Origin of the sequence: Buchnera aphidicola (Rhopalosiphum maidis) (assembly GCF_003671935.1) — a bacterium.
GTDB classification, from domain to species: Bacteria; Pseudomonadota; Gammaproteobacteria; order Enterobacterales; family Enterobacteriaceae; genus Buchnera; species Buchnera aphidicola_AL.
Genome location: NZ_CP032759.1, coordinates 167,778 through 191,964 on the forward strand (window position 1 = coordinate 167,778; position 24,187 = coordinate 191,964).

The 24,187-nt window shown below is 24.0% G+C and carries 21 protein-coding genes, 2 tRNA genes and 2 pseudogenes; 17 read left to right on the forward strand and 8 right to left on the reverse strand.

Annotated features, from left to right (window positions below; genetic code table 11):
• Positions 1–112 precede the first annotated feature (112 nt).
• From pgi to dut, 14 genes and pseudogenes are all read left to right on the forward strand, one after another.
• Positions 113–1,768, forward strand: a complete 1,656-nt coding sequence (pgi, locus tag D8S97_RS00850) for a glucose-6-phosphate isomerase (protein ID WP_158361029.1) — start codon at positions 113–115, stop codon at positions 1,766–1,768.
• A gap of 144 nt (positions 1,769–1,912) precedes the next feature.
• Complete coding sequence (locus D8S97_RS00855; RefSeq protein WP_410002695.1) at positions 1,913–3,802, forward strand: PTS mannitol transporter subunit IICBA; 1,890 nt, start codon at positions 1,913–1,915, stop codon at positions 3,800–3,802.
• 19 nt (positions 3,803–3,821) lie between these two features.
• A complete protein-coding gene (locus tag D8S97_RS00860) occupies positions 3,822–4,982 on the forward strand; it encodes a mannitol-1-phosphate 5-dehydrogenase (RefSeq protein ID WP_158361031.1) in 1,161 nt (386 codons plus the stop codon).
• A 47-nt stretch (positions 4,983–5,029) separates the two neighbouring features.
• Positions 5,030–6,781, forward strand: a complete 1,752-nt coding sequence (mutL, locus tag D8S97_RS00865; RefSeq protein ID WP_158361032.1) for a DNA mismatch repair endonuclease MutL — start codon at positions 5,030–5,032, stop codon at positions 6,779–6,781.
• 38 nt (positions 6,782–6,819) lie between these two features.
• Positions 6,820–7,738, forward strand: a pseudogene (miaA, locus tag D8S97_RS00870) (tRNA (adenosine(37)-N6)-dimethylallyltransferase MiaA).
• 223 nt (positions 7,739–7,961) lie between these two features.
• On the forward strand, positions 7,962–9,197 hold the full coding sequence (hflK, locus tag D8S97_RS00875; protein ID WP_158361033.1) for an FtsH protease activity modulator HflK: 1,236 nt from the start codon (positions 7,962–7,964) through the stop codon (positions 9,195–9,197).
• Positions 9,198–9,201: 4 nt separating this feature from the next.
• Entirely contained in the window at positions 9,202–10,125 is a 924-nt protein-coding gene (gene hflC / locus D8S97_RS00880) for a protease modulator HflC (protein ID WP_158361034.1), read from the forward strand.
• Between the two features lie 41 nt (positions 10,126–10,166).
• Positions 10,167–11,459 (forward strand): adenylosuccinate synthase, encoded by a 1,293-nt coding sequence (locus D8S97_RS00885; protein ID WP_158361035.1) that lies wholly within the window; start codon positions 10,167–10,169, stop codon positions 11,457–11,459.
• A gap of 149 nt (positions 11,460–11,608) precedes the next feature.
• Positions 11,609–13,810 carry a ribonuclease R gene (rnr, locus tag D8S97_RS00890; RefSeq protein ID WP_158361036.1) on the forward strand — a complete coding sequence of 734 codons (2,202 nt, stop codon included), beginning with the start codon at positions 11,609–11,611 and terminating at the stop codon, positions 13,808–13,810.
• A gap of 176 nt (positions 13,811–13,986) precedes the next feature.
• Positions 13,987–14,328, forward strand: coding sequence for a 30S ribosomal protein S6 (gene rpsF, locus D8S97_RS00895; protein WP_158361659.1), 342 nt, complete (start codon positions 13,987–13,989; stop codon positions 14,326–14,328).
• A gap of 73 nt (positions 14,329–14,401) precedes the next feature.
• Positions 14,402–14,629 (forward strand): 30S ribosomal protein S18, encoded by a 228-nt coding sequence (gene rpsR / locus D8S97_RS00900; protein WP_158361037.1) that lies wholly within the window; start codon positions 14,402–14,404, stop codon positions 14,627–14,629.
• Positions 14,630–14,690: 61 nt separating this feature from the next.
• Complete coding sequence (gene rplI, locus D8S97_RS00905) at positions 14,691–15,143, forward strand: 50S ribosomal protein L9 (RefSeq protein WP_158361038.1); 453 nt, start codon at positions 14,691–14,693, stop codon at positions 15,141–15,143.
• A gap of 42 nt (positions 15,144–15,185) precedes the next feature.
• Positions 15,186–15,947, forward strand: coding sequence for a 3'(2'),5'-bisphosphate nucleotidase CysQ (cysQ, locus tag D8S97_RS00910; protein ID WP_158361039.1), 762 nt, complete (start codon positions 15,186–15,188; stop codon positions 15,945–15,947).
• 56 nt (positions 15,948–16,003) lie between these two features.
• Complete coding sequence (gene dut / locus D8S97_RS00915; protein WP_158361040.1) at positions 16,004–16,462, forward strand: dUTP diphosphatase; 459 nt, start codon at positions 16,004–16,006, stop codon at positions 16,460–16,462.
• Between the two features lie 35 nt (positions 16,463–16,497).
• Here dut and pyrE read toward each other — a convergent pair.
• Together pyrE and D8S97_RS00925 are read right to left on the reverse strand one after the other, a co-directional pair.
• A pseudogene (pyrE, locus tag D8S97_RS00920) lies at positions 16,498–17,153 on the reverse strand (orotate phosphoribosyltransferase).
• Positions 17,154–17,212: 59 nt separating this feature from the next.
• Positions 17,213–17,285 (reverse strand) — tRNA-Ile (locus D8S97_RS00925).
• Between the two features lie 131 nt (positions 17,286–17,416).
• On the opposite strand from D8S97_RS00925, the gene D8S97_RS00930 reads away from it, so the two are divergent.
• A tRNA-Asn gene (locus D8S97_RS00930) sits at positions 17,417–17,489 on the forward strand.
• A gap of 21 nt (positions 17,490–17,510) precedes the next feature.
• On the opposite strand, the gene D8S97_RS00935 is transcribed toward D8S97_RS00930, so the two are convergent.
• Complete coding sequence (locus tag D8S97_RS00935) at positions 17,511–17,819, reverse strand: DUF496 family protein (protein ID WP_158361041.1); 309 nt, start codon at positions 17,817–17,819, stop codon at positions 17,511–17,513.
• A gap of 94 nt (positions 17,820–17,913) precedes the next feature.
• Here D8S97_RS00935 and sbcB point away from each other — a divergent pair, with 94 nt between their 5' ends.
• Positions 17,914–19,362 (forward strand): exodeoxyribonuclease I, encoded by a 1,449-nt coding sequence (sbcB, locus tag D8S97_RS00940; protein WP_158361042.1) that lies wholly within the window; start codon positions 17,914–17,916, stop codon positions 19,360–19,362.
• A 30-nt stretch (positions 19,363–19,392) separates the two neighbouring features.
• On the opposite strand, the gene murI is transcribed toward sbcB, so the two are convergent.
• From murI to mutY, 3 genes are all read right to left on the reverse strand, one after another.
• Positions 19,393–20,118, reverse strand: coding sequence for a glutamate racemase (gene murI / locus D8S97_RS00945; protein WP_261789586.1), 726 nt, complete (start codon positions 20,116–20,118; stop codon positions 19,393–19,395).
• 66 nt (positions 20,119–20,184) lie between these two features.
• Positions 20,185–20,421 (reverse strand): oxidative damage protection protein, encoded by a 237-nt coding sequence (locus tag D8S97_RS03115; RefSeq protein ID WP_186821880.1) that lies wholly within the window; start codon positions 20,419–20,421, stop codon positions 20,185–20,187.
• Positions 20,422–20,445: 24 nt separating this feature from the next.
• The gene (mutY, locus tag D8S97_RS00950) at positions 20,446–21,489 is read right to left on the reverse strand and encodes an A/G-specific adenine glycosylase (RefSeq protein ID WP_186821881.1); all 1,044 of its coding nucleotides are present in this window, start codon (positions 21,487–21,489) and stop codon (positions 20,446–20,448) included.
• Positions 21,490–21,600: 111 nt separating this feature from the next.
• On the opposite strand from mutY, the gene trmB reads away from it, so the two are divergent.
• The gene (gene trmB / locus D8S97_RS00955) at positions 21,601–22,320 is read left to right on the forward strand and encodes a tRNA (guanosine(46)-N7)-methyltransferase TrmB (protein WP_158361043.1); all 720 of its coding nucleotides are present in this window, start codon (positions 21,601–21,603) and stop codon (positions 22,318–22,320) included.
• A gap of 6 nt (positions 22,321–22,326) precedes the next feature.
• Here the strand turns inward: trmB and hemW are convergent, their stop codons facing one another.
• Together hemW and D8S97_RS00965 are read right to left on the reverse strand one after the other, a co-directional pair.
• Positions 22,327–23,457, reverse strand: coding sequence for a radical SAM family heme chaperone HemW (gene hemW, locus D8S97_RS00960; protein ID WP_158361044.1), 1,131 nt, complete (start codon positions 23,455–23,457; stop codon positions 22,327–22,329).
• A 37-nt stretch (positions 23,458–23,494) separates the two neighbouring features.
• Complete coding sequence (locus D8S97_RS00965) at positions 23,495–24,184, reverse strand: YggS family pyridoxal phosphate-dependent enzyme (protein ID WP_158361045.1); 690 nt, start codon at positions 24,182–24,184, stop codon at positions 23,495–23,497.
• Between the last annotated feature and the right edge of the window lie 3 nt (positions 24,185–24,187).

Here is a 24,187-nt window from a genome sequence, read left to right on the forward strand (position 1 = left end):
AAGATTTTTAATTGTATTTTTTTAGTCAAAAATTAATGAATATAGTATAATAAAAAATTAATAAAAAATATATATTTTTTAAATATATAAAGATTAAAGGTAGGTAAATGAGATGAAAAAAATCAATCTTATTGAAACTCAGTCTTGGAAAGATTTAAAAAATCATTTTAAAGAAATAAAAAACGTCCATTTAAAAGATCTTTTTTTGTCTGATTCTGATAGATTTAAAAAATTTTCGATTTTATTTAAAAATGAAATATTAGTTGATTTTTCAAAAAATCGTATTACTGAAAAAACTTTAACATTTTTATTAAATTTAGCAAAAGAGATGAATGTTAAATCTGCTATTAAATTAATGTTTTCTGGATCTGTAATCAATAAAACCGAAAATCGGCCAGTATTACATATCGCATTACGAAATAGAAGTAATTTTCCGATTTTGTTAAATGGTTCTGATGTTATGTTAGAAGTTAATAATGTATTAAAAAAAATAAAAAATTTTTCAGAATTAGTTATAAGTGGAAAATGGAAGGGTTACACTGGAAAATCTATTTCTGATGTTGTTAATATAGGTATTGGTGGATCAGATTTAGGACCATATATGGTTACAGAAGCGTTACGTCCATATAAAAATCATTTAAACATGCACTATGTTTCTAATATAGATGGTACTCATCTTTTTGAAGTTTTAAAGAAAATAAATCCTGAAAAAACAATTTTTTTAATAGCTTCGAAAACATTTACTACAGATGAAACTATAACTAATGCTAATAGTGCAAAATTTTGGTTTTTAAAACATTCAAAAAACAAAAATACTCTAGATAAACATTTTTTTGCTTTATCAGCTAATATAAATAATGCTTTAAATTTCGGGATTAATATTAAAAATATTTTTCAATTTTGGGATTGGGTAGGAGGTCGTTTTTCATTATGGTCTTCGGCTGGACTATCTATTGTTTTATCTATTGGATTTAATAACTTTGAAAAGTTTTTACAGGGAGCTCATGTTATGGATAATCATTTCTATAACACGGAATATAATAAAAATATTCCGGTATTATTAGCTCTTATTAGTATTTGGTACTCTAATTTTTTTAATTCTGAAACAGAAGCTATATTTCCATATGATCAGTACATGCATCGTTTTTCTGCATATTTTCAACAATCTAATATGGAATCTAATGGGAAATCAATTGATAAAAATGGAAATAAAATATGTTATCAAACTGGACCTATTATTTGGGGTGAACCAGGTACTAACGGTCAACATGCATTTTTTCAATTAATTCATCAAGGTACTAAGCTAATTCCAAGTGATTTTATAGTACCAGTTATTTCTCACAATAATTTCCACGATCATCATCTTAAGTTAATATCTAACTTTTTAGCTCAAACTCAAGTGCTTGCTTTTGGAAAATCTAAAAATTCTTTTTTAAAAGAATCTGTTTTTTTTACTAAAGATGAAAATAAATTTAATGCAATTTTGCCTTTTAAAATATGTGAAGGGAATCAACCAACAAATTCTATTTTATTACGAAAAATAACACCTTACAATTTAGGTGCGTTAATTGCTTTATATGAGCATAAAATTTTTGCTCAAGGTCATATATTAAATATTTTTAGTTTTGATCAATGGGGTGTTGAAATAGGAAAAGAAGTAGCTAAAAACATTTATAATAATATTAATGAAAAAACAAAAAATAATAAATTTTATGATTCTTCAACACAAGGGCTTATTGATTTTTATAATTTTTTTACGAATAAATAAAATTATTTTTTCTTTATATTTAAATTGTTTTTAGTCAAAGTTAATTATAACTTTTTTCTATTTTTTAAATTTGAGTAAATATTTATGCTTAGATTAATAAAATTAAAAATACAAAATTTTGGTCAATTTTTAAGTAATATGATTATGCCTAATATAAGTATATTTATTACATGGGGAATTATGAATGCTTTATTTATCCCCTTAGGTTGGCAAAGTAATAAAATATTATCTCAATTGATATCACCTATAATATTTTATCTCTTACCTATTCTTATTGGATATACTGGAGGTCGTTTAATTGCTGGTGAAAGAGGAGGCTTAGTAGGAAGTATAACTGCTATAGGGATGGTAAGCAGTACAGATATGCCTATGTTTTTAGGCGGAATGGTTTCTGGTCCCTTAGGAGGATGGGTAATAAAAAGTTTTGATCAATTAATTAAAAACCGAATAAAGAGTGGTTTTGAAATGTTAGTTAATAATTTTTCAATTGCAATAATTGGAATATTTTTAACAATTATTTCATTTTTTTTAATTGGTCCTTTTATCGAAAGGACATCTAATTCTTTGGGATGTCTAATAAAAATAATAATAGATTTTAATTTATTACCTCTTATTGCATTCATTATTGAGCCCGCTAAAGTATTTTTTTTAAATAACGCAATTAACCATGGGATATTTTCTCCTTTAGGAATTCAAGAAATATCAGAGAATAAAAGTTCTTTATTTTTTTTAATAGAATCTAATCCTGGCCCAGGAATAGGTGTTTTAATGGCCTGTTTTTTTTTCGGAAAAGAAGCGTCTTATAAATCTTCAGGAGGGGCAGCAATTATTCAATTTTTAGGAGGAATTCATGAAGTTTATTTTCCTTATGTATTAATGAAACCAATATTAATGCTTTCTTTAATTTTAGGAAGTATGACAAGTATTTTTATGCTGGTTTTTTTAAAAGGAGGATTAATTTCTGCCGTCTCACCAGGTTCTATTTTACTTATTTTAGCAATGACAAAAAAAGGTTTGTATTTTGCAAATATTATTTCTATATTCTCTTCTTTTTTAATTTCTTTTCTTAGTGCAGCTTTATTTTTTAAAATTAATTTAACTAAAAAGATAGAAAATAAACAAAAATATGTAAAGTCATTTAAAAATAATTTATATCCTATAAAAACAAAAGATTTTAAAAAATATGATTTTATTAAAAAAATTAAAAATATTCAACAAATTAAGAAAATTATAATTGCTTGTGATGCTGGAATGGGATCTAGTGCAATGGGAGCAAGTATTCTTCGTAAAAAAATAGAGAGTAAAAATTTAACACATATTTCTGTATCCAACATTGCTATTAATTTATTACCTAAAAATGCAGATTTAGTTATTACACATGAAAAATTAACTTACCGAGCTAAAAAAAATGCTCCTAATTCTCAACATATATCATTAAAAAATTTTCTTGACAACAATTTTTACACTATTTTAGTAAAACAATTAGATGAAAACAAAATTCTTTATAAAAAAAAGAACGAAGAAGATAAAAAAGATAGTATTTTTGAAAACAATATTCATTCTAATGAGCAAATGAAACCAAAAAAATTTTTTCAAATAAGTGAAAAAAATATTTTCCTTAATCAATATGCCGAAAATAAAAAAGAAGCTATTAAAATTGTTGGTAAATATTTAGTAGAACAGGGATATGTTAAAAAAGATTATATTAATGCAATGCTGGATCGAGAAAAAATTGCTTCAACTTGGTTAGGCGAATCTGTAGCTTTACCACATGGAACTATAAAGGCTAAAGATTCCATTTTAAAAACTGGAATAATTTTTTGTCAATTTCCAAAAGGTGTTCACTTCGGAGAAAGTATTGATGATATTGCCTATCTCGTTATCGGTATTGCTGCCAAAAACAATGAACATATCATGGTAGTAAGTAATATTACTAATGCATTAGATGATAAAGATATTATTATTAAATTATCAAAAACAAAAAGTGTAAAAGAAGTATTGTCATATTTAAATTCAAATATTGAAAAAAACTAATTTTAATTGGAATAATTTTATGCAAGCTTTACATTTTGGAGCAGGAAATATTGGACGAGGTTTTATTGCAAGAGTATTGTTAAAATCTGGTTTTCATTTAATATTTTCAGATGTGGATCAAGAAATAATAAATATTATTAATCATTATAAAAAATATAAAATTAAATTAGTAGGTAATAATTTTGAAAAAATTATAGATATAAATAACATTAGTGCTGTAAATTCTCATGATCCAAATGTTTTAAAAATTATTTCTAATGTTGATTTAATTACAACAGCATCTGGAGTTAACGCTCTTCATAAAATAGCTTCTATTCTTATAGAAGGAATTATTTTAAGAATGAATTTAAAATGTAAGAAACCATTAAATATAATTGCTTGTGAAAACAAAATTAAAGCCACTTCTTTTTTAAAAGAAATTATTTTTAATCAAATTCCTGTTAAATATTATAATTATTTTAATGAATATATTGGTTTTGTAGATTGTAGTATTGATACTATCATACCAACTGTTTCTTCTAAAGAAGAAAATTTATTTTTAATTGCTGAAGATTTTAAAGAATGGATTGTGAATATAAATCAATTTAAAGGAACAGTTCCTAAAATTATTGATATGACATTAAGTAATAATTTAATGCCTTTTATAAATAGAAAAATATTAACTCTTAATACAGGCCATTCTATAGCTGCTTATTTAGGTTTTATAAAAAGTTATAAAACTATATATGAATCAATGTTAGATTGTAGTATAACAAAAATTGTAAAAAATGCTATGAAAGAAAGTGGCTTAGTTTTAGTTAAACGTTATAATTTTGATAAAAAAGATCATTTATCTTATATTAATAAAATTTTTCTTCGTTTTAAAAACCCTTTTTTTTTAGATAAGATTGAACGAGTTGCACGAAATCCACTACAAAAATTAAATAAAAATGAACGTTTAATACAGCCTTTTTTAGGAGCGATAAAATATAGTTTGCCATATTCTAATTTAGTTAAAGGTATTGCAGCAGCGTTACATTATCGAAATGTAAATGATATAGAGTCAATTAAACTATCTTCTTTAATTCAAATACATGGAATTGAAAAAACTTTAGTTAAAGTATGTAACTTAAATGAAAAAAGTAAGGAAATTAATTTAATTATTTCAGAATATTATTCTATATTAAAAAATTTTTTATAAATTTATATCAAAAATCATTTTTTTATAATTTTAGAGAATAAGGTCAAATGTTATCACCTATTCGTATATTATCAACTAACTTATCTAGTCAAATTTCAGCTGGAGAAGTAATTGAAAGACCATCATCTGTAATTAAAGAACTATTAGAAAATAGTATTGATGCTAAAGCAAAAAATATCAATATTAGTATTGAAAAAAGTGGTCTTCATTCTATAACAGTAAAAGACGATGGTTTTGGTATTGAAAAAAACCAATTATTGCTTGCGATCTCACGTCACGCTACTAGTAAAATTAATACGCTTACAGATTTAGACAGTATTAATACATTTGGGTTTAGAGGAGAAGCTTTAGCTAGTATTCGAGCAGTTTCAAGATTAAAATTAATTTCATGCCCTAAAAATAGTAAAATAGCATGGAGTATATATTCAGAAGGATTTTCTGATTATACTCTATTGAAGCCAATTGCTCATCCGTTTGGAACTAGCATAATAGTGGAAAATTTATTCTACAACATTCCTGTTCGCCTTAAATTTATAAAAAACAAAAAATTGGAATTTCTAAAAATTTGCGAAATAATCAAAAGAATAGCTTTATCTCATTTTGATATCAATATTTCTTTTAAAAAAAATAAAAAACTGTTTTTAACCTATAAAGCAATAGAAAAAAATGATAATAAAATTCATCGATTAAAAACAGTATTTAATCACATTGACATAAATTATTTTTTAGAAATTAAAGAAAAAATCGACAATATCACACTATTTGGATGGTTGTTTTTTCCTCCATCTCCACCAAATTCATTTAAAAAAATACAATTTTTTTATGTTAACAATCGATTTATTTATAGTGATCTTATAAATAATGCTATTTTTAATGCTTTTTATGAAATAGCAGGAAATAAAAAAAATATATCATTTGTTTTATATATTACTTTACCTTCTAATGAAATAGATATTAATATTCATCCTACTAAAAATGAAATTAAATTTCATAAATCTAATATTATTTACTTTTTTTTATATAAAACTATTTTATCTCATTTAAAAAAATCTAAAATTAAATATTTTTCGAATAATTCTTTTTCAAAAGTCCATTCTGATAAATATAAAAATAATAATTTTTGTTCCTTAAGCATTGATTCAATGTCTAAAATTTGTTTTAAAAACGAAAAAAAATTTTTATATAAAGATATAATAGCAAATTATTTTTTTAAAATTGATTCTAAAAGATTTTTAAAAAAATATTTTTTTTCTTTTGGACGGTTATTAATGGTTTTTCAAAAATATTATGGATTAATGTATTACTTTGATACTTTTTCATTAATTTCTTTTCCTTTAGCAAAAAAAATAGTCGAACAGTACAAATTAAAAAAAGTTATTAAAAATCATATAATACCTGATTTTTTTTCATGTAACTTTTCGTTTTTAATTACTCTTGAACAGAGTAAAGTGTTATCTGATAATTTAAAATTATTACTAAAATTTGGATTTAATTTTATTTTAAAAGAAGAAACATTTTTTTTAAAAACTATTCCTAATTTTTTAAAATATCAAAATCTTGATATACTTTTATCTAGTTTTTTTTCATTTATTTTTTTAAAAAAAAAAATATGTATTAAAGATATAATTAAATGGTTTGATAGTAATATATTAGTAGAAAAAAACTCTTGGAGTTATTTAGATGGAATTTCAATTTTATTAGAAATAGAATATTTTTGTCCCTCTATACTTAAAAATCCTCCATTTAAACTATTACAAAAAATAAATATTAATGAAGCACTATGTATATTAAAAATATAAATTCTAATAAAGAACAAAAACCTATTGTTTTTTTTTTAATGGGACCTACTGGATGTGGGAAAAGTAAATTATCTATTTATCTCAGAAAATATTTGCCGATAGAGATAATTAGCGTAGATTCAGCATTAATTTATCGAGATATGAATATTGGAACAGACAAACCACATTCTGTGGACTTAAAAAATCATCCTCATCGCTTATTAAACATTAAAGATCCAAGTGAAGTTTATTCAGCTGCAGAATTTAGAAGAGATGCTTTAAAAGAAATTTCTAATATTTTAAAAATAGGTAAAATACCCTTTCTTGTAGGAGGTACAATGTTTTATTATCAAACATTGTTATATGGAATGTCTAATTTACCAGCATCTAATATTGAAATTCGTGAATATTTATTAAATAAAAAAAAAAAACAGAAATTTTTTATATGAAAAATTAATCTTAATAGATCCTATATCTGCTAATCGTATTCATAAAAATGATTCTCAAAGATTACTAAGAGCACTAGAAGTGTTTTATATATCTGGAAAAACTTTAACATCTTTGAAAGAAAAAAAAAATTCTTATTCACTACCATATAATGTTATTCAATTTTCTATTATTCCAAAAAATCAACAATGGTTATACAAAAAAATTGAATTACGTGTACGAAAAATATTGAAATTAGGTTTTCAAAAAGAAGTAGAAAACTTGTTTTTTAGACAAGATATACATAAAAATTTACCATCTATCCGATGTATAGGATATCGTCAAATGTGGGACTATCTCGAATATCGAATTAGTTATGAAGAAATGTTTAATAAAATCATTTTTTCAACAAGAAAATTGGCTAAGCATCAAATAACATGGTTAAAAAAATGGAAAAACGTGTATTATTTATATGCTAATAATCCACATTATCTTTTTTTGCAAATTTTAGAAATTCTTCAGAAAAATATGAATTTAACATTTCATTGTTGAATTGTTAATGCAAAATATATATTTAAAAAATATTAAAGAAAAATTGCATTGGTATTTTTTAAAAAAAATTTTTCTTTATTTTTTAATTAATTTTATTCAATTATCTTTTAAAAAATTTATAAAAAAAATACAGTTTTCATACTATAGAATATAGGATATATTATTTCTATTTATCGTTTTTTAAAAATTAATAAGTATCAAAACTAATAAAATGAGGCATAAAATGGCCTGGAATAAACTTAATGATGGTAAGCCAGAGCTTGATCCCTGGGGGAAAAAGAATAGTCAAGAAAAAAATGATTCAAAAAATAAAAATGATCGAAAAAATCATGAAAATAAAACTTTTTTAGATTTTAAGAAATTTTTATATAATATTAATAATATTGTGAATAGAACAACAAATTCTTCAAATTCATCAAAAAACAAAATCAATCCTTTTTTAATAATAAGTTTTGTTTCTTTTTTTATTTGGTGTTTTAGTGGTTTTTATACCATCAAAGAAGCTGAACGTGGAGTGGTAACTACTTTTGGAAAATTCAGTTATTTAGTCGAACCAGGATTAAATTGGAGACCAGTTTTTATTAACGAAGTAAAAGCTGTGAATGTTGAAACTGTACGTGAATTAGCAACGTCAGGTATTATGTTAACTTCAGACGAAAATGTAGTACGTGTAGAAATGAATGTACAGTATAAAATTACTGATCCCGCTAACTATCTTTTTTCTGTTGCCTATCCAGATGATAGCTTGCGTCAAGCTACTGATAGTGCGTTGCGTGGAGTTATAGGCCATTCAACTATGGATCGGGTATTAACTGAAGGGCGAACTTTAGTTCGAAGCGATACTCAAAAAGAAATTGAAGAAACAATTAAACCTTACAAGTTAGGAATAACTATATTAGATGTAAACTTTCAGACAGCAAGACCTCCAGAAGAAGTAAAAGCTGCTTTTGATGATGCTATTGCAGCACGTGAAAATCGTGAACAATACGTACGTGAAGCTGAAGCATATTCAAACGAAGTTCAACCAAAAGCAAATGGAAAAGCACAAAGAATTCTAGAAGAAGCTAAAGCTTATTCTTCTCGAATTATATTAGAAGCTCAGGGAGAAATAGTTCGTTTTTTAAAAATCCTTCCCGAATACAAAAAGAATAAAGAAATGACTCTAAAACGTTTTTATATAGAATCAATGGAAAGATTATTAAGCAAGACTAAGAAAATTTTTATTGACAAAAAAAATCATTCAAAATTATTTTTATCTTTAAATAATTTTTTTAATCAAGATGAATTTAACAAGAAAAATTTTTTTAATAATCCAATTAATTCAAGTCAAAACTATCCTTATTCTTCTCAAAGCAATAAAGAAGTTAATAATTTCCCTTCATTATCTCCAAATAATTTTTTTAAACAGCGTCATGTAAACTCTATACATAGTAATGTTCAAAACATAGAAAGAGAATGAAAATATGAATAAAATAGTTATTTGTATATTAAGTTTTTTTCTTCTTATTTTCTCATCTTCTTTTTTTATTGTTAAAGAAGGAGAACGTGGAATCATACTTCAGTTTGGAAAAGTTTTAAGAAATAATGAACAAAAAACTTTAGTTTATACACCTGGACTTCATTTTAAAATTCCTTTTTTAGAAAACGTTAAAATTTTAGATTCACGTATCCATACTATGGATAATCAAGCAGATCGTTTTGTAACAAAAGAAAAAAAAGATCTTATTGTTGACTCTTATATTAAATGGCGTATTAGTGATTTCAGTCGTTATTACCTAGCTACCGGAGGAGGAGATGTTTTTCAAGCTGAAGTATTATTGAAAAGAAAATTTAGCGATCGATTACGTTCTGAAATAGGACGTCTTAACGTAAAAGAAATTGTAACAGATTCAAGAGGAAGATTAACTACAGATGTTCTGTATGCTTTAAATAATGGAACAATAAATTTAGATAATACATCACTTATTAATGTAAATAGTATGAAAGCTCTTGGAATTGAAGTAGTAGATGTTCGTATTAAACAAATTAATTTACCCTTAGAAGTATCGGATGCTATATATAATAGAATGAGAGCAGAAAGAGAAGCAGTAGCTAGAAGTCAACGTTCTCAAGGACAAGAAAAAGCAGAAAAATTACGTGCAACAGCAGATTATAAAGTTTCTATGATATTAGCAGAAGCACGAAAAAAAGCTTTAATAATAAAAGGACAAGGAGAAGCCGAAGTAGCTAAATTATTTTCAGAAAATCTTGGTCAAGAAGCGTCTTTTTATTTTTTCGTACGCAGCTTGCATGCTTACGAAAATAGTTTTAAAAATAGTGATAATATAATGTTAATTAATTCAGATAACGAATTTTTTAAATATATGAATAAAATAATCAAAAATTAAAAATATATTTTAAGAAAATAAAAAAATAGGTATTTTAAAAAATGCATAAAAATATTGTAATATTAGGTACCCAATGGGGAGATGAAGGTAAAGGGAAAATAGTAGATTTTTTATCTTCAAATAGTGCTTATACAGTAAGATTTCATGGAGGACATAACGCAGGTCATACTTTAGTAGTTAATGGAAAAAAAATTATTCTTCATTTAATCCCATCAGGATTATTATATCCTAATGTAATTGGAATTATTTCAAATGGAGTAGTGATTTCTCCGTTTGAATTAGTTAAAGAAATTAAAATGTTGGAAAAAAATAACTATTTTATTAGTCAACGTCTTTTTATCTCTGAATCTGCTCCTTTAATATTACCATATCATGTTGCAATGGATTTAGCTCGTGAAAAAAAATTAGGCATTAATTCTATTGGTACAACGGGACGTGGAATTGGTCCTGCATATGAAGATAAAATAGCACGTCGTGCTTTACGGATAGGAGATTTAAAAAATATAAAAAAATTATCTAAAAAATTAGAAGTAATAGTTGATTATTATAATAATCAATTGGTATCTTTTTATAAAGAACAATCAATTTCTTATAAAAAAATTTTACAAGATTTACTAAAAGTAAGAGATATAGTTTATAATATGATTCAAGATACTGCTACTATTTTACATAAAGCAATTGAAGATAAAAAAAGAATTATTTTTGAAGGTGCTCAAGGTACTTTTTTAGATATTGATCATGGTACATATCCATATGTTACTTCTTCTAATAGTACTATAGGTGGTGTAATTACTGGAACAGGAGTTGGTCCTAAAAATTTAGATTATATATTAGGAATAACTAAATCATACACAACAAGAGTTGGAAAAGGACCATTTCCAACTGAATTATTTGATGAAACAGGTGATTATCTTTCTAAAAAAGGAAAAGAATTCGGATCTACAACTGGTCGTAAAAGACGTACTGGATGGCTTGATGGAGTAGCTTTACGTTATGCTGTTAAAATTAATTCTTTGTCTTCTTTATGTATAACAAAATTAGATGTTTTAGATGATTTAGAACAGATAAAAATTTGTACATCTTATAAAGATGTTAATACTTCACAAATTTATAAAGATTTTTCTATTTTTAATTTAGAAAATATAAGTCCGGTATACGAAACACATCCAGGATGGATGAAAAAAACATCAGGTATAAAAAAAATAGAAGATCTTCCCGAAGAAGCTCGTAACTATCTAAATCGCATTGAAGAAATAGCACAAATTCCTATTGATATAATTTCTACGGGTCCAGATCGTTCTGATACTATTTTAGTAAAAAGTCTATTTTTTTAAGTGACAATTTTGATTATCATCATTTATATTTTATTCTAAAAAAACTCTAAGGTATTAAAATTTTTAAATGAAATTAATGATTATTAATTAATAATAAGTTAGTTTAATAAAAAAATATATTATAAAATAATGTAATTGGAGAAGTAAATATGGTAGTAGAATCCTACCAAAAAAAAGAGAATAAGAAAAATAGAAATTTTATCCCATGTCGAGAACAGATTTTATTTTTATTAAAAACAGCTAAAGATTTAATAAGTCAAAAAAAGTTAGAAAAAAAATTTAGTATTAGTACTCAAGAACAGCAAAAAGCATTACGTCGAAGATTAAGAGCAATGGAACGAGATGGCCAAATTATATATACTCGTAATCGCTGTTATATTACTCCAGAAAATTTAAAAACAGTTACAGGTAAAGTTATAGGTCATAGAGATGGTTATGGTTTTCTTAGAACAGAAACATTTAAAGATGATTTCTGGCTTTCAACAGAACAAATGAAATTTTGCATTCATGGTGATATTATTTTAGCTCATGTTATAAAATCTGACAGAAAAGGACGAAATTCAGCAAAAGTTTTAAAAATACTACAACCAAATGATGTTTTAATTGTAGGTCGATATTATATTGATAATAAAAAAAAATTTGTTATTCCGCATGATAGTCGATTTAATTTTAAAATATTTATTTCTGATTCCGTTGTTTCTAATGCATACATTTCTCTAGGAACAATTGTTGTAGTTAAATTAAAAGAAAATTCGATGAAAAAAAACAAGATACAGGGAACTATAGTAGAAATCCTTGGAAAAGAAATGGGAACAAATTTAGCTATAGACATAGCATTGCGTACGCATTGTATTCCTTATTTATGGCCAAAAGAAGTTGAATATCAATTACATGAAATAAAAGATAAAATAAATCAAAAAGACTTTAAAAATCGTATAGATTTAAGACATATTCCATTTTTTACAATTGATGAAGAAGATGCTCGTGATTTTGACGATGCTGTTTTTTGTAAAAAAAAAACTAATGGAGAAAAAGGATGGAAATTGTGGGTCGCAATTTCTGATGTTAGTTACTATGTTAAGCCTGATACTGCTTTAGATAAAGTTGCCTCGAAAAGAGGAACATCTGTGTATTTTCCGTCTTTAGTTATACCTATGTTGCCAGAAAAAATATCTGTAGACGTGTGTTCTTTAAATCCGAACGTAGAACGTTTATCTTTAATATGTGAAATGAATTTATCAAATAAAGGAGAACTAATTGAATATAAACATTATGAAGCGGTTATATGTTCTCATGGACGTTTTACATATAATGAAATATTTAAAATTTGGAATGGAGATATTGAACTTCGTTTTAAATATAAAAAGTTATTGAAATATATTCAAAATTTATCATCTTTACAAAAAATTTTAAAAAAATATAATATTTCTAAAAGAGGTATTTATTTTGAAAATATAGAAGCTAAGTTTACATTAGATTCTGATTTTCGAATTAAAAACATTTATCAAAACATTCGAAATGATGCACACAAATTTATTGAAGCATGTATGATTTTAGCAAATATAGCTTCAGCTGAATTTGTTAAAAAGTACAAATATCCAGTTTTATTTCGCAACCATGACCGTCCTGCTAAAGACAGTATTATTAATTTTCGATCAGTCTTAAAAAAATTAGGATTATCTCTACTAGGAGGTGAAATACCAGAATCTACACATTATTCGGATTTATTAAAAAAAGTCTCAAATCGTCCTGATTATGAGATGATTCAAACAATATTATTACGTTCTATGAAACAAGCTGTGTATTCTCCAGATAATCGTGGTCACTTTGGGTTGTCATTATCCAGCTATGTACATTTTACTTCCCCTATCAGGCGTTATCCTGATCTTTTAGTTCATAGAGTAATTAAATTTTTATTACTAAAAGAAAAAAAAATATCTTTTAAAGGGAAAGACTTATCTAAATTTAAATTACATAATCTTAATGAAGTAAAAAAAATAGGTCTCCATTGTTCAATGACAGAAAGACGCGCAGATGAAGCTACTAGAGATGTTGTAGATTGGTTGAAATGTGATTTTATGCAAAAAAAAATTGGAGATGTACTTACAGGGGTGATTTCTAATGTTACTTCATTTGGTTTTTTTGTTCGTTTAAATCAATTTTTTATTGATGGATTAGTTCATATAGCAACTTTAATTGACGATTATTATTATTTTGATGCTATTGGGTTGAAACTTATTGGAAAATCAAGTAAAAATACTTATTGTCTTGGCGATACATTAAAAGTAAAAGTTATTGCTGTTAATTTAAATGAACGCAAGATAGAATTGTCTTTATATATGTCTCGTTGATTTTTAATCAAAAAGAATGATTTTTTAAAAAACGAAATTTTATTGATTTTTTTTTAAAATTAAAATACCATGTACATACAATTAGCTATAATTTTTTTTTATAAAAGTTCCTTGCTTCCTTGGAAAAATAGCTATAAATAATAAGGAAGATGAAAAATCCAAAAGGAGCATTTAAAATGCGTCATTATGAAATAATTTTTATGATCCATCCAGACTACAGTGAAAAAGTTTCTGCAATAATCGAAAAATATAAAAAAATTATCCATGATAATTTTGGCACTATACATCGTTTAGAAGATTGGGGTAGACGACAATTGTCCTATCCTATTAATAAATTACATAAAGCACATTATATTCTTTTAAATATAGAAGCTTCTCCTACAACTATTAGTCTGTTAGAGACAGATTTTCGTTTCAATAATTCAATTATTAGAAACATTATTATGTCTGTAAAAAAACCGATAAGTGAGCCATCACCAGTAATGAAGTTAAAAGAAGAAAAAAAAGATAAGAAGTAATTTATCATAAAGACATAAATTTTATTTTTTTTAAAAATAAAAATTTTCTTTAATTTTAGAGGATATCCAAGAAATGGCACGTTACTTTCGTCGTCGAAAATTCTGTCGTTTTACTGCAGAAGGAATTCAAGAAATAGATTATAAAGATATTACAATGTTAAAAAATTACATTACAGAAAATGGTAAAATTGTTCCTAGTCGTATTACTGGTACTAGAGCTAAATATCAGAGACAGTTATCTAGAGCTATTAAAAAAGCACGCTATCTTGCTTTACTGCCCTATACTGATCAACATCATTAAGATCTATTTTATTATTAAATTGTTAAATAAAATAGAGCAAAAAAAGAGAGAACAATAAACAATGGAAGTAATTCTTTTATTAAAAATAAAAAAACTAGGTGATTCCGGTGCAATTGTTCATGTAAAATCCGGCTATGCTAGAAATTTTTTAATTCCTAAAGGAAAGGCTATTTTAGCTAATAAAAAAAATATTGAATCTTTTGAAGCTCAGCGTATTGAATTAGAAAAAGAAAATATCAGCAAATTACTTATCGCTCAATCTCGTGCTGAAAAAATAAAGAAAATAAAATCTATAATTATTCAATCTAAAGTTGGTAAAGAAGGTAAAATATTCGGTTCTATAGGCATTAGAAATATTATAAAAGAAATGACTTTATTAGGTATAAAAGTTAATAAAAAAGAAATCAAATTGCCAAATGGAGTATTACGTCAAGTAGGAGAACATAAAGTCATTTTTCAACCACATAATGAGGTACATGAATATTTTATAGTTAGTGTTATTGCAAAAAAATAAATATTTTTTAAATATAAATTTAATATATACACGTGGTGTTAAATGTTAAAAAAAGTTTGTGAATTAGCACAAATTGCAGGTTCTGTTATAATGAATTATTATCTTTCTAAAAAATTAGTAAATATTTTTTATAAATCGGATAATACTCCTATCACTAATGCTGATTATCAAGCAAATAATATCCTGAAAACAGGTTTACTTTCTATTTTTCCAAAAATTCCTATCTTATCTGAAGAAGAATCACATGATTTTAAAAACTATAAAAATTGGCATACGTATTGGTTAATTGATCCATTAGATGGAACTAAAGAATTTTTAAAAAAAAATGGTGAATTTACAGTAAACATTAGTTTAATTAAAAAAGGTATACCTATTTTAGGCGTGATATATGCTCCTTTTTTTAATGTTCTGTATTCTTCTTTTAACAAAGAAGCTTGGAAAGAAGATAAAAGAAAAGGATATAAAAAAAAAATATTTGTTATGCAATCAAAAGAACCATTATTAGTTACGAGTCGTTCTCATCCTGATAAAGAATTAGATAATTTTTTGAGTAAAATAAATAGTAATTATAAAATAAAAAAGTTAGGTTCTTCATTAAAATTTTGTTATATTGCAGAAGGCAAAGCACAAATTTATCCAAGATTTGGAAATACATGTATTTGGGACACTGCAGCAGGTCATGCTATTATTACTGCAGCAGGCGGAAAAGTAAAGACATGGAACGGAGGAGAATTAAATTATTCTCTATCTTCTTTTAATGATAATTTATCTTTAATAAATCCAGGTTTTTTAGCTTCAGCATAATTTTTATTATGAAAGATATATAATAATGTTAATAATTCTTTACGAAAAAAATATTTATGAATAATATTAAAGTTAAAATCTTAGATTCTAATATAAAAAAAAATAGTAATTCTTTTTTACCTAAATATATGACTCCTGGTTCTTCTGGTTTAGACCTTAAAGCAAGTATAAAGAAAAAAATAATTTTACCTTCTAAAGAAGTTATTTTAGTCCCAACTGGAATAGCAATACATATTGATAATCCTTATGTTACAGCTTTAATTTTACCTCGTTCTGGATTAGGTCATAAACATGGAATTGTCTTAGGTAATTTGACTGGTTTAATTGATTCAGATTATCAAGGTGAATTAATGATATCTCTTTGGAATCGAAGTAAAAATGATTTTTCTATTAATCCTTATGATAGGATCGCTCAAATGATATTTATTCCAATCATTAGACCTGTATTTTCTATTGTTGAAAAATTTGAAAAGACCTCACGTTTTGAAAAGGGCTTTGGTCATTCAGGTCTCTAATAATATACTGAAGAAAAAATATGATATATTTTTACTTAAAATTTCTGAAAACAAGAAGAATATTCTTTATAATATTTAATTAATTTATGTGCGTATTTTTTTAACTTCTTTTCTTCTAATAGATAATATATAAAGTCATCAATTGTAATTATTGAGTTGATTGTACACTTTTTTTTATTTTGAGAGTTAATTATCACACTTAAGTTTTCTTCTTTTTTTTCTTTTCGATCTAACAAAACAAAAATTGAAGATATTTCAGCTTTTTCTTTTTTGATTATTTTAGCTGCGTGATTGATTGAAATTCCTGATGTAATAACATCATCTAAAATAATAATTTTTTTATTTTTTATATTTGTTCCTACAGAGTATCCTTTTTCTCCATATTTTTTTTCTTCTTTTCTATTAAAAGAATATGGAATGTCTAAATTATACTGGTTTTTTAATGCTATAGAAGTGGCTACTACAATTGGTATACCTTTATAAGCAGTTCCAAATAACATATCAAATTTGATATTTAAATTAATTATTGATTTTGCATAAACAGAACCAATTTTAGCAATATCTTCTCCGGTAGATAATAGACCTGAGTTAAAAAAATAAGGACTAGTTCGTCCAGATTTTAATGTAAATTTTCCAAAATTTAAGACTTTTTTTTTAAAAGAAATTCAATGAACTCTTTTTTCCACTCCATAAAGTTTGATCCTTATTTTTAGTGAAAAATTGTAATTTAATATAAACATTTTATTTTAATGGCCCTTGCTGGATTTGAACCAGCGACCAAGCGATTATGAGTCGCCTGCTCTTACCACTGAGCTAAAGGGCCTTAAAATTTACTATTATACTATAAATCAATTTCTTCTAATAATCTATAGTTCTTTTAATTTTTTTTAAATTTAATTTTTTATTTTATATCTATTTGACATATGTATAATTTTTTGATATATATATTTGTATTCCTCTGTAGTTCAGTTGGTAGAACGGCGGACTGTTAATCCGTATGTCACTGGTTCGAGCCCAGTCAGGGGAGAAAAAAATTTAATATTTTCTTTTAATCAACTATTAATTTTAATTCTTTTGACAAACTTCTTTTTTCCTTTGAAAGTTCAGCATTTTTTACAACATAGTCGTCTATTCTATCTTCATAATCATTTTTCATCATAAAAATTATTTTTTTAATTTCTTCGTAGTTCATATCGGGTGTGATATATTGATTGAGATTGTCAAGTAATAGTATTCTTTTTTGATTATCTCTAATTTTTTTTTCAATATCAGACATCTCTCTTTTTATTTTATTTTTTCTTCTAAATTTATGTACAAATTCTAATACGCTTTTAAATGTTTTTTTCGTGTTCATTATATTTAAGTAACCTTTTTTAATTATATTTAATGTTTTTTAATAATTTTTTAGGAGTTTAATACTTTTTATTTATTAAAATTAAAAATAAAAGAATATGAAAAATATTTTAAAAAAAAATAAAATAAATTTTTTATTTTATGATTATGAAACTTTTGGAACGCATACATCTTTAGATAAACCAGCTCAATTTTCTTCAATTAAAACGGACGAAAATTTGAATATTATTGAAAAACCAAAATCTTTTTATTGTTTCCCATCAGATGATTATTTACCCGATCCTTCTTCAATTTTAATTACGGGAATTACTCCTGAATATACAGAGAAAAATGGTATGAATGAGTATGAATTTTCTAAAAAAATACATACTATTCTTCTAAAACCGCATACTTGTGTAATAGGCTATAATAACATTAATTTTGATGATGAAATCACAAGAAATATATTTTATCGTAATTTTTTAGATCCTTATGAATGGAGTTGGAAAAACAACAATTCTCGCTGGGATTTGTTAAACATTGTTAGAGCATGTTATTCTTTAAGACCAAGTGGTATCAAATGGCCTAAAAATGAACTTGGATTACCTGTTTTTAAACTTTCAGATTTAACCAAAATAAACAATATACCACATTGTAACGTTCATGATGCTACATCAGATGTATATGCTACTATTGAATTGGCAAAATTAATAAAAAGAAAACAACCGAAATTATTTAATTTTTTTTTCAAATACAGGAAAAAAAATGAATTATACAATTTGATTGATTTAAAAAATTGGGCACCAATGATATATATTTCTAGCTATTTTGGTATTTTACGTAATAATATGAGTTGTATATTACCTTTATCTTGGGATGAAGATAATAAAAACATATTAGTTGCAATTGATTTATTTAAAGATATTGAAAAACTAATTTTTTTTTGCAAGACAGTATCTATTGATAATATTTCAATTAAAAATCTATTTGATTTAGGAATAGTATTAATATATTTTAATCGTTGTCCTATTTTAGCACCTATGAAGTCAATTAGAGAGGAAGATAGAACCCGATTAAACTTTAAAACATCTTTGTACGATAAAAAAATAAATTTAGTAAAAAAAAATTATTTTATAATTCATTTTATTAAAAATGTTTTATTAAAAAAAAAGAAAAATAATGATTCTTTAAATGTAGATTTACGAATTTATGATTCTTTTTTTAGTTTTTATGATAAAAGTTTAATAAAAATGATAAGTCTAACTAAACCAAATTGTTTAAAAAACATGCAGTTAAATTTCAAAGATGCACGTTTAAAAGAATTATTTTTTCGTTATAAAGCTCGTAATTTTTTTCATATATTAAATAAAAGTGAAAAAAAAGAATGGCTTTGTTACTGTTTAGAAACTTTAAACTCATTTTTTTTAACGGGATACATAGATAAAATTGAATCTCTTTTAAAAGTTTACTCTTATGATATAAAAAAAATTAATTTGTTATCTAATTTATTAAAATATGTCTTTGAAAAATATAAAAAAATATTTTTTAAATATTTTAATTTAAATTAATTTCTCGAATTTTTTTAAAGTTGTATTTTTTTAAAAAAAATAATAGTTGTTGTATTTTTTTTTCGTATTTAGAGCATAAAAGAATATTTTTTTTTTTTTTTTTTGATAAGAATATTTTTTAATTTTGTTGACAATTGTTTCTCCTGAATCTATAAAGTTAATAGGTTTGTAAAATATTTTTTGGATCTCTTTTTTTAGAAAAGAAAAGTGAGTACATCCAAGAATAATAGTATCAGGTTGTCTTGAAAGAACAGTCCATGATTGAAAAATTTCTCTTAATTTTACATTTGAAATAAATATTTTTCTAAACTTTTTTTCAGCAATTATTGCTAGTTCATTTGTAGCGATTACTTTTATAGTTTTTTGAAAAGAATATTTATATATATTTTTTTTTATATACGAACTATTAACTGTAGCTCGAGTGGCTATTAAACCAATAGTTTTATTTTTTGTTATTTCAATAGCAGGTTTAAATATAGGTAAGATTCCAATAATAGGAATATTAAACGTTTTTCTTAAAATAGGTAAAGATATTGTGCTGATTGTATTGCACGCTATTATTACCATCTTAATTGGATAAATTTCTTTTATTATATTAATTATTTTGATACTTCTTTCTATAAGAAACTTTTTTTTCTTTTTCCCATAAGGGAAGCCTTCATTATCCAACATATAAATATAATTTATATTAGGAAAATTTTTTTTTATATTATTTAATACAGATAGTCCACCGATGCCAGAATCGATTATAAGCACTTTTTTTACGCTAATAATATTATTAGAAATTGTATTAATGATTTAAATGAATATAGAAAAATATATTTATTCGTTTTTAAATAAAAATAATTTCATATAATCTTCTATTTTTTTTCTATCGTTTGGATTAAACATATTCAGTTTTTCTTCGTTAATTAATTTAGTTTGTTGTAATTTCCACTCTTTCCAAGCTATTTTAGATATTGTATCATATATTTTTTTTCCTAATTCGCCTGGATAAGGAGCATAATCTTGACCTTCAGATTCTTTTTGTAAAAACGCACAAAAAATTATACGACTCATTTTTTTTATAACCTTATTAAAAAACTATTTAAATATTTTTAATATTTTCTGAACTGGTTTAGGAAGACCTACGTCATCAGGATTGTGTAAATCATACCAAATTCCTGTTTTTTTAGTATCATAAATATTCTTGTAAGAAGATAAATTTACTAAAATTGGAATAATATGCAGTTTAAAATGACTAAATTGATGATAAAAAGATTTAATTTTTTTATTTTCTTGACCTAAATTTATTTTATTTTTTTTTAACCATTCTATGCTTTTAATTTCTGTATCAAAATTTGGAAAACAAAATAAATTCTTCCAAATTTTTTTTTCGATGTTTTTTTCTATCCAAAATTTATTTTTATACTTAATAACAACAAACCAAGATTTTTTTTCTAATTTTATTTTTTTATTTTTTTTTAAAGGATATTTAATCCAATTTTGTTCTTTATAAGCTATGCATTTTTTTTTTAACGGGCAAAAGTTGCATTTTGGGTTTTTAGGAGTACAAATTAATGCACCCACATCCATTATACCTTGATTAAAACTACCCGTATTGTTAATCGGAGTAATTAATTCGATTAAATACCATAATTTTTTTTCTATTTTTTTTTCTGTTAAATATCCAATTATACCGTAATATCTCATTAAAATTCTTTTTACATTTCCTTCTAAAATAGGAAAAAAATAATTTAATGACAAAGATAAAATAGCACCTGCTGTAGATCTTCCAATTCCTGGTAGTTTTATTAAGTCTAAAAATTGTGTTGGAAATTGTCCTTGGTATTCTTCCTTAATAATTTTTGCTGTTCTATGAATATTTTCAGCTCTTTTATAGTATCCAAGTCCACTCCATAAATATAAAATATCATCTAATTTACTATTATTTAAAGATTGTATGTTTGGAAATTTTGACATAAAATTTTTAAAATAAGGAATTACCGTTTTTACAGTTGTTTGTTGTAACATTATTTCTGATATCCAAACTTTATATAAAGTTTTATTTTTATTCCATGGAAGGTTTTTTCTTCCATGTATATGATACCAATTAAGAATTAATTGTGAAAAAAAATATTTTGTCATTTTTATAGGATTTTTTACTTTTTAAAAAGTAATCGCGATTTATTTAAAAAAGAATTAAATTCTAATGAATTTTAACATTTTTTGTTTCATTAAAAAAAATTACAATTAAATATGAAAAATAATATTATCACACCTCAATATAATTGCAATGGCACTTTTTTACGTCAAAATCGTAGTTTTGTTTGTCGACAAGGTCGAATAACTAGAGCTCAATTAAGAGCAATCGAAAAATATTGGCGATCGATTGGTATTAATTTTAAATTAGCACCATTGAATTTTACGTCTATTTTTCAAAATAACGCTCCTGTCATCTTAGAAATCGGTTTTGGATCAGGTAGCTCTTTAGTTAAAACTGCTATTAATTGTCCAGATAAAAATTTTTTAGGAATAGAAGTTTACAAATCAGGAGTAGGATCTTGTTTACGTTTAGCTCATTTTTCTAAAATTAACAATTTAAAAATTATATATCATGATGCGATTGAAGTAATAGATAAAATGATTTTAGATCATACCTTATCACGAGTACAAATTTTTTTTCCGGATCCATGGAATAAAAAAAGACATCATAAAAGAAGGATTATACAAGATTTGTTTCTAAGAAAAATTTTAAAAAAATTAAATACTGGTGGCATTTTACATATTGTTACTGACTCAGAAGAATATAATTTTTTTATATTAAATTTAATAAAAAATATTGATCATTATACACATTTATCAAAAAAAAGAATACTTTTTGAACAATCTAAATTTCGTTTAGTAACAAAATTTGAGAAAAAAGCTAAATTATTAGGAAATAAAATATTTGATTTAGTATTGCAATCAAAAAAATAAATATTTTTAATTTAAAAAAATTTTTAATAGTGAATTAAGAAATGTTTTTCCTTTATGTGTTGTATTCCAAAAATTAATTTGATCTTTTATATATCCTTTTTCTATAGCTTTTTTTATTTTTTCTTTTATATAACTTTCATCAATATTAGTTCTTTCTTGGAATTGTTTTTTTAAAACAGGTTTATAAAGTCTAAAAACGTTCATGAAATATTCTAAAGGTTTTTCTTTTTTTAAAATAATATTTTTATAATTTAAGTATTTTCCGTTTATAAAATCATTTATGTTTTTATTTTTTATAGTTCTGATAATATCTCCATTTATTTGAGTTATTTTACCGTGAGCACTACAACCTATTCCTATATAATCTCCAAAATTCCAGTAGTTAAGATTATGTTTACATTCATAGTTTAATTTTGAATATGAAGATATTTCATATTTTTTATACCCTGATTTTTTTAAAAACTTATCTCCTTCAATTGACATTTTAAAAATAATATTTTCATTAGGTAAATTTAATTTTTTTATATAAAAAAGAGTATTAGGTTCTATAGTTAATTGATACCATGATATATGTGTCGGACTATATTTGACAGCATATTTTAAATCTGACAATACGTCTTGTAAAGATTGATTTGGCAATCCATACATAATGTCTAGATTAAAATTTTTGTTTATTTTTCTAATTTCTTCTATTGCTAAAATTGCTTCTTCTTTATTATACGTGCGTTCTATTTTTTTTAAAAAATTCGAGTTAAATGTTTGCACACCTATAGAAAAACGATTAACACCTGCTTTTTTATAATTAAAAAAACGTTTGTATTCTAATGTTGTTGGATTTGCTTCTATTGTAATCTCTGCCGTATTAGAAATATTTATTCTTTTTTTAATTTCTTTTAGTAATTTTTCTATTGAACTACTTTTTAGTAAACTAGGTGTCCCACCGCCAATGAAAATACTATTTATTACTCTTCCATTTATTAAATTTAAATCTTTTTCTAAATCTTTTAATAAATGTTCAATGTATTTTTTTTCTGGAATAGAACTTTTACTGACATACGAATAAAAATCACAATATCCACATTTTTTTAGACACCAAGGAATATGAATATATAAGCTTATAGGTGGAAGTTTAAACATAGTAGTATTTTAAATATTTTAATAAATTTTTAATGTGTTAAATCATTTTATTTTTAAAGATAGAACGTCCGATTCTTATCATATTGCTTTGAAAAAGCAAAGATTGTTCTATATCAAAACTTGTACCTAATGATAAAGTATCAATTGATTGATATTTTTTTTTTAATTCATGAAAAATTATACTTCCTTTTTTATAATTATCATATTTTTTTATGATTTCTTTTTTTGTTGAAGGCATAATCATAATTCCTCGAAAATTTAAATTAGGCATTAAAGAAATAATTTTTGCTAATTTTTTATAATTTTTTATGCATACACCATTTTTATTTGTTTCATTAGAGATATTTATTTGCATTAAAACATTCATAGGAAATAAATTTTTTTTTCTATATTTATTAAGTAAAATTGCAATTTTTTCGCGATCTATGGTTTGACACCAATCAAAATTTTTTGCAATAAGTTTTGTCTTATTTGACTGTACCTTTCCAATGAAATGCCAAATAAGATTGTTATGTTTTTTTAATTTTTGAATTTTATTAATTCCTTCTTGAACATAATTTTCGCCGAATTCGTTTATTCCAGATGATATTGCTAGTTTTATTTTATCAATATTTTGGTTTTTACTCACGGCGATTATTGTTATTTTTTTTAAAGGATTATTTTTTTTCTTTAAAAATTCTTTAATTTTTTTATTAATTGTTTGAATGTTTATATCAATGTTATTCATTTT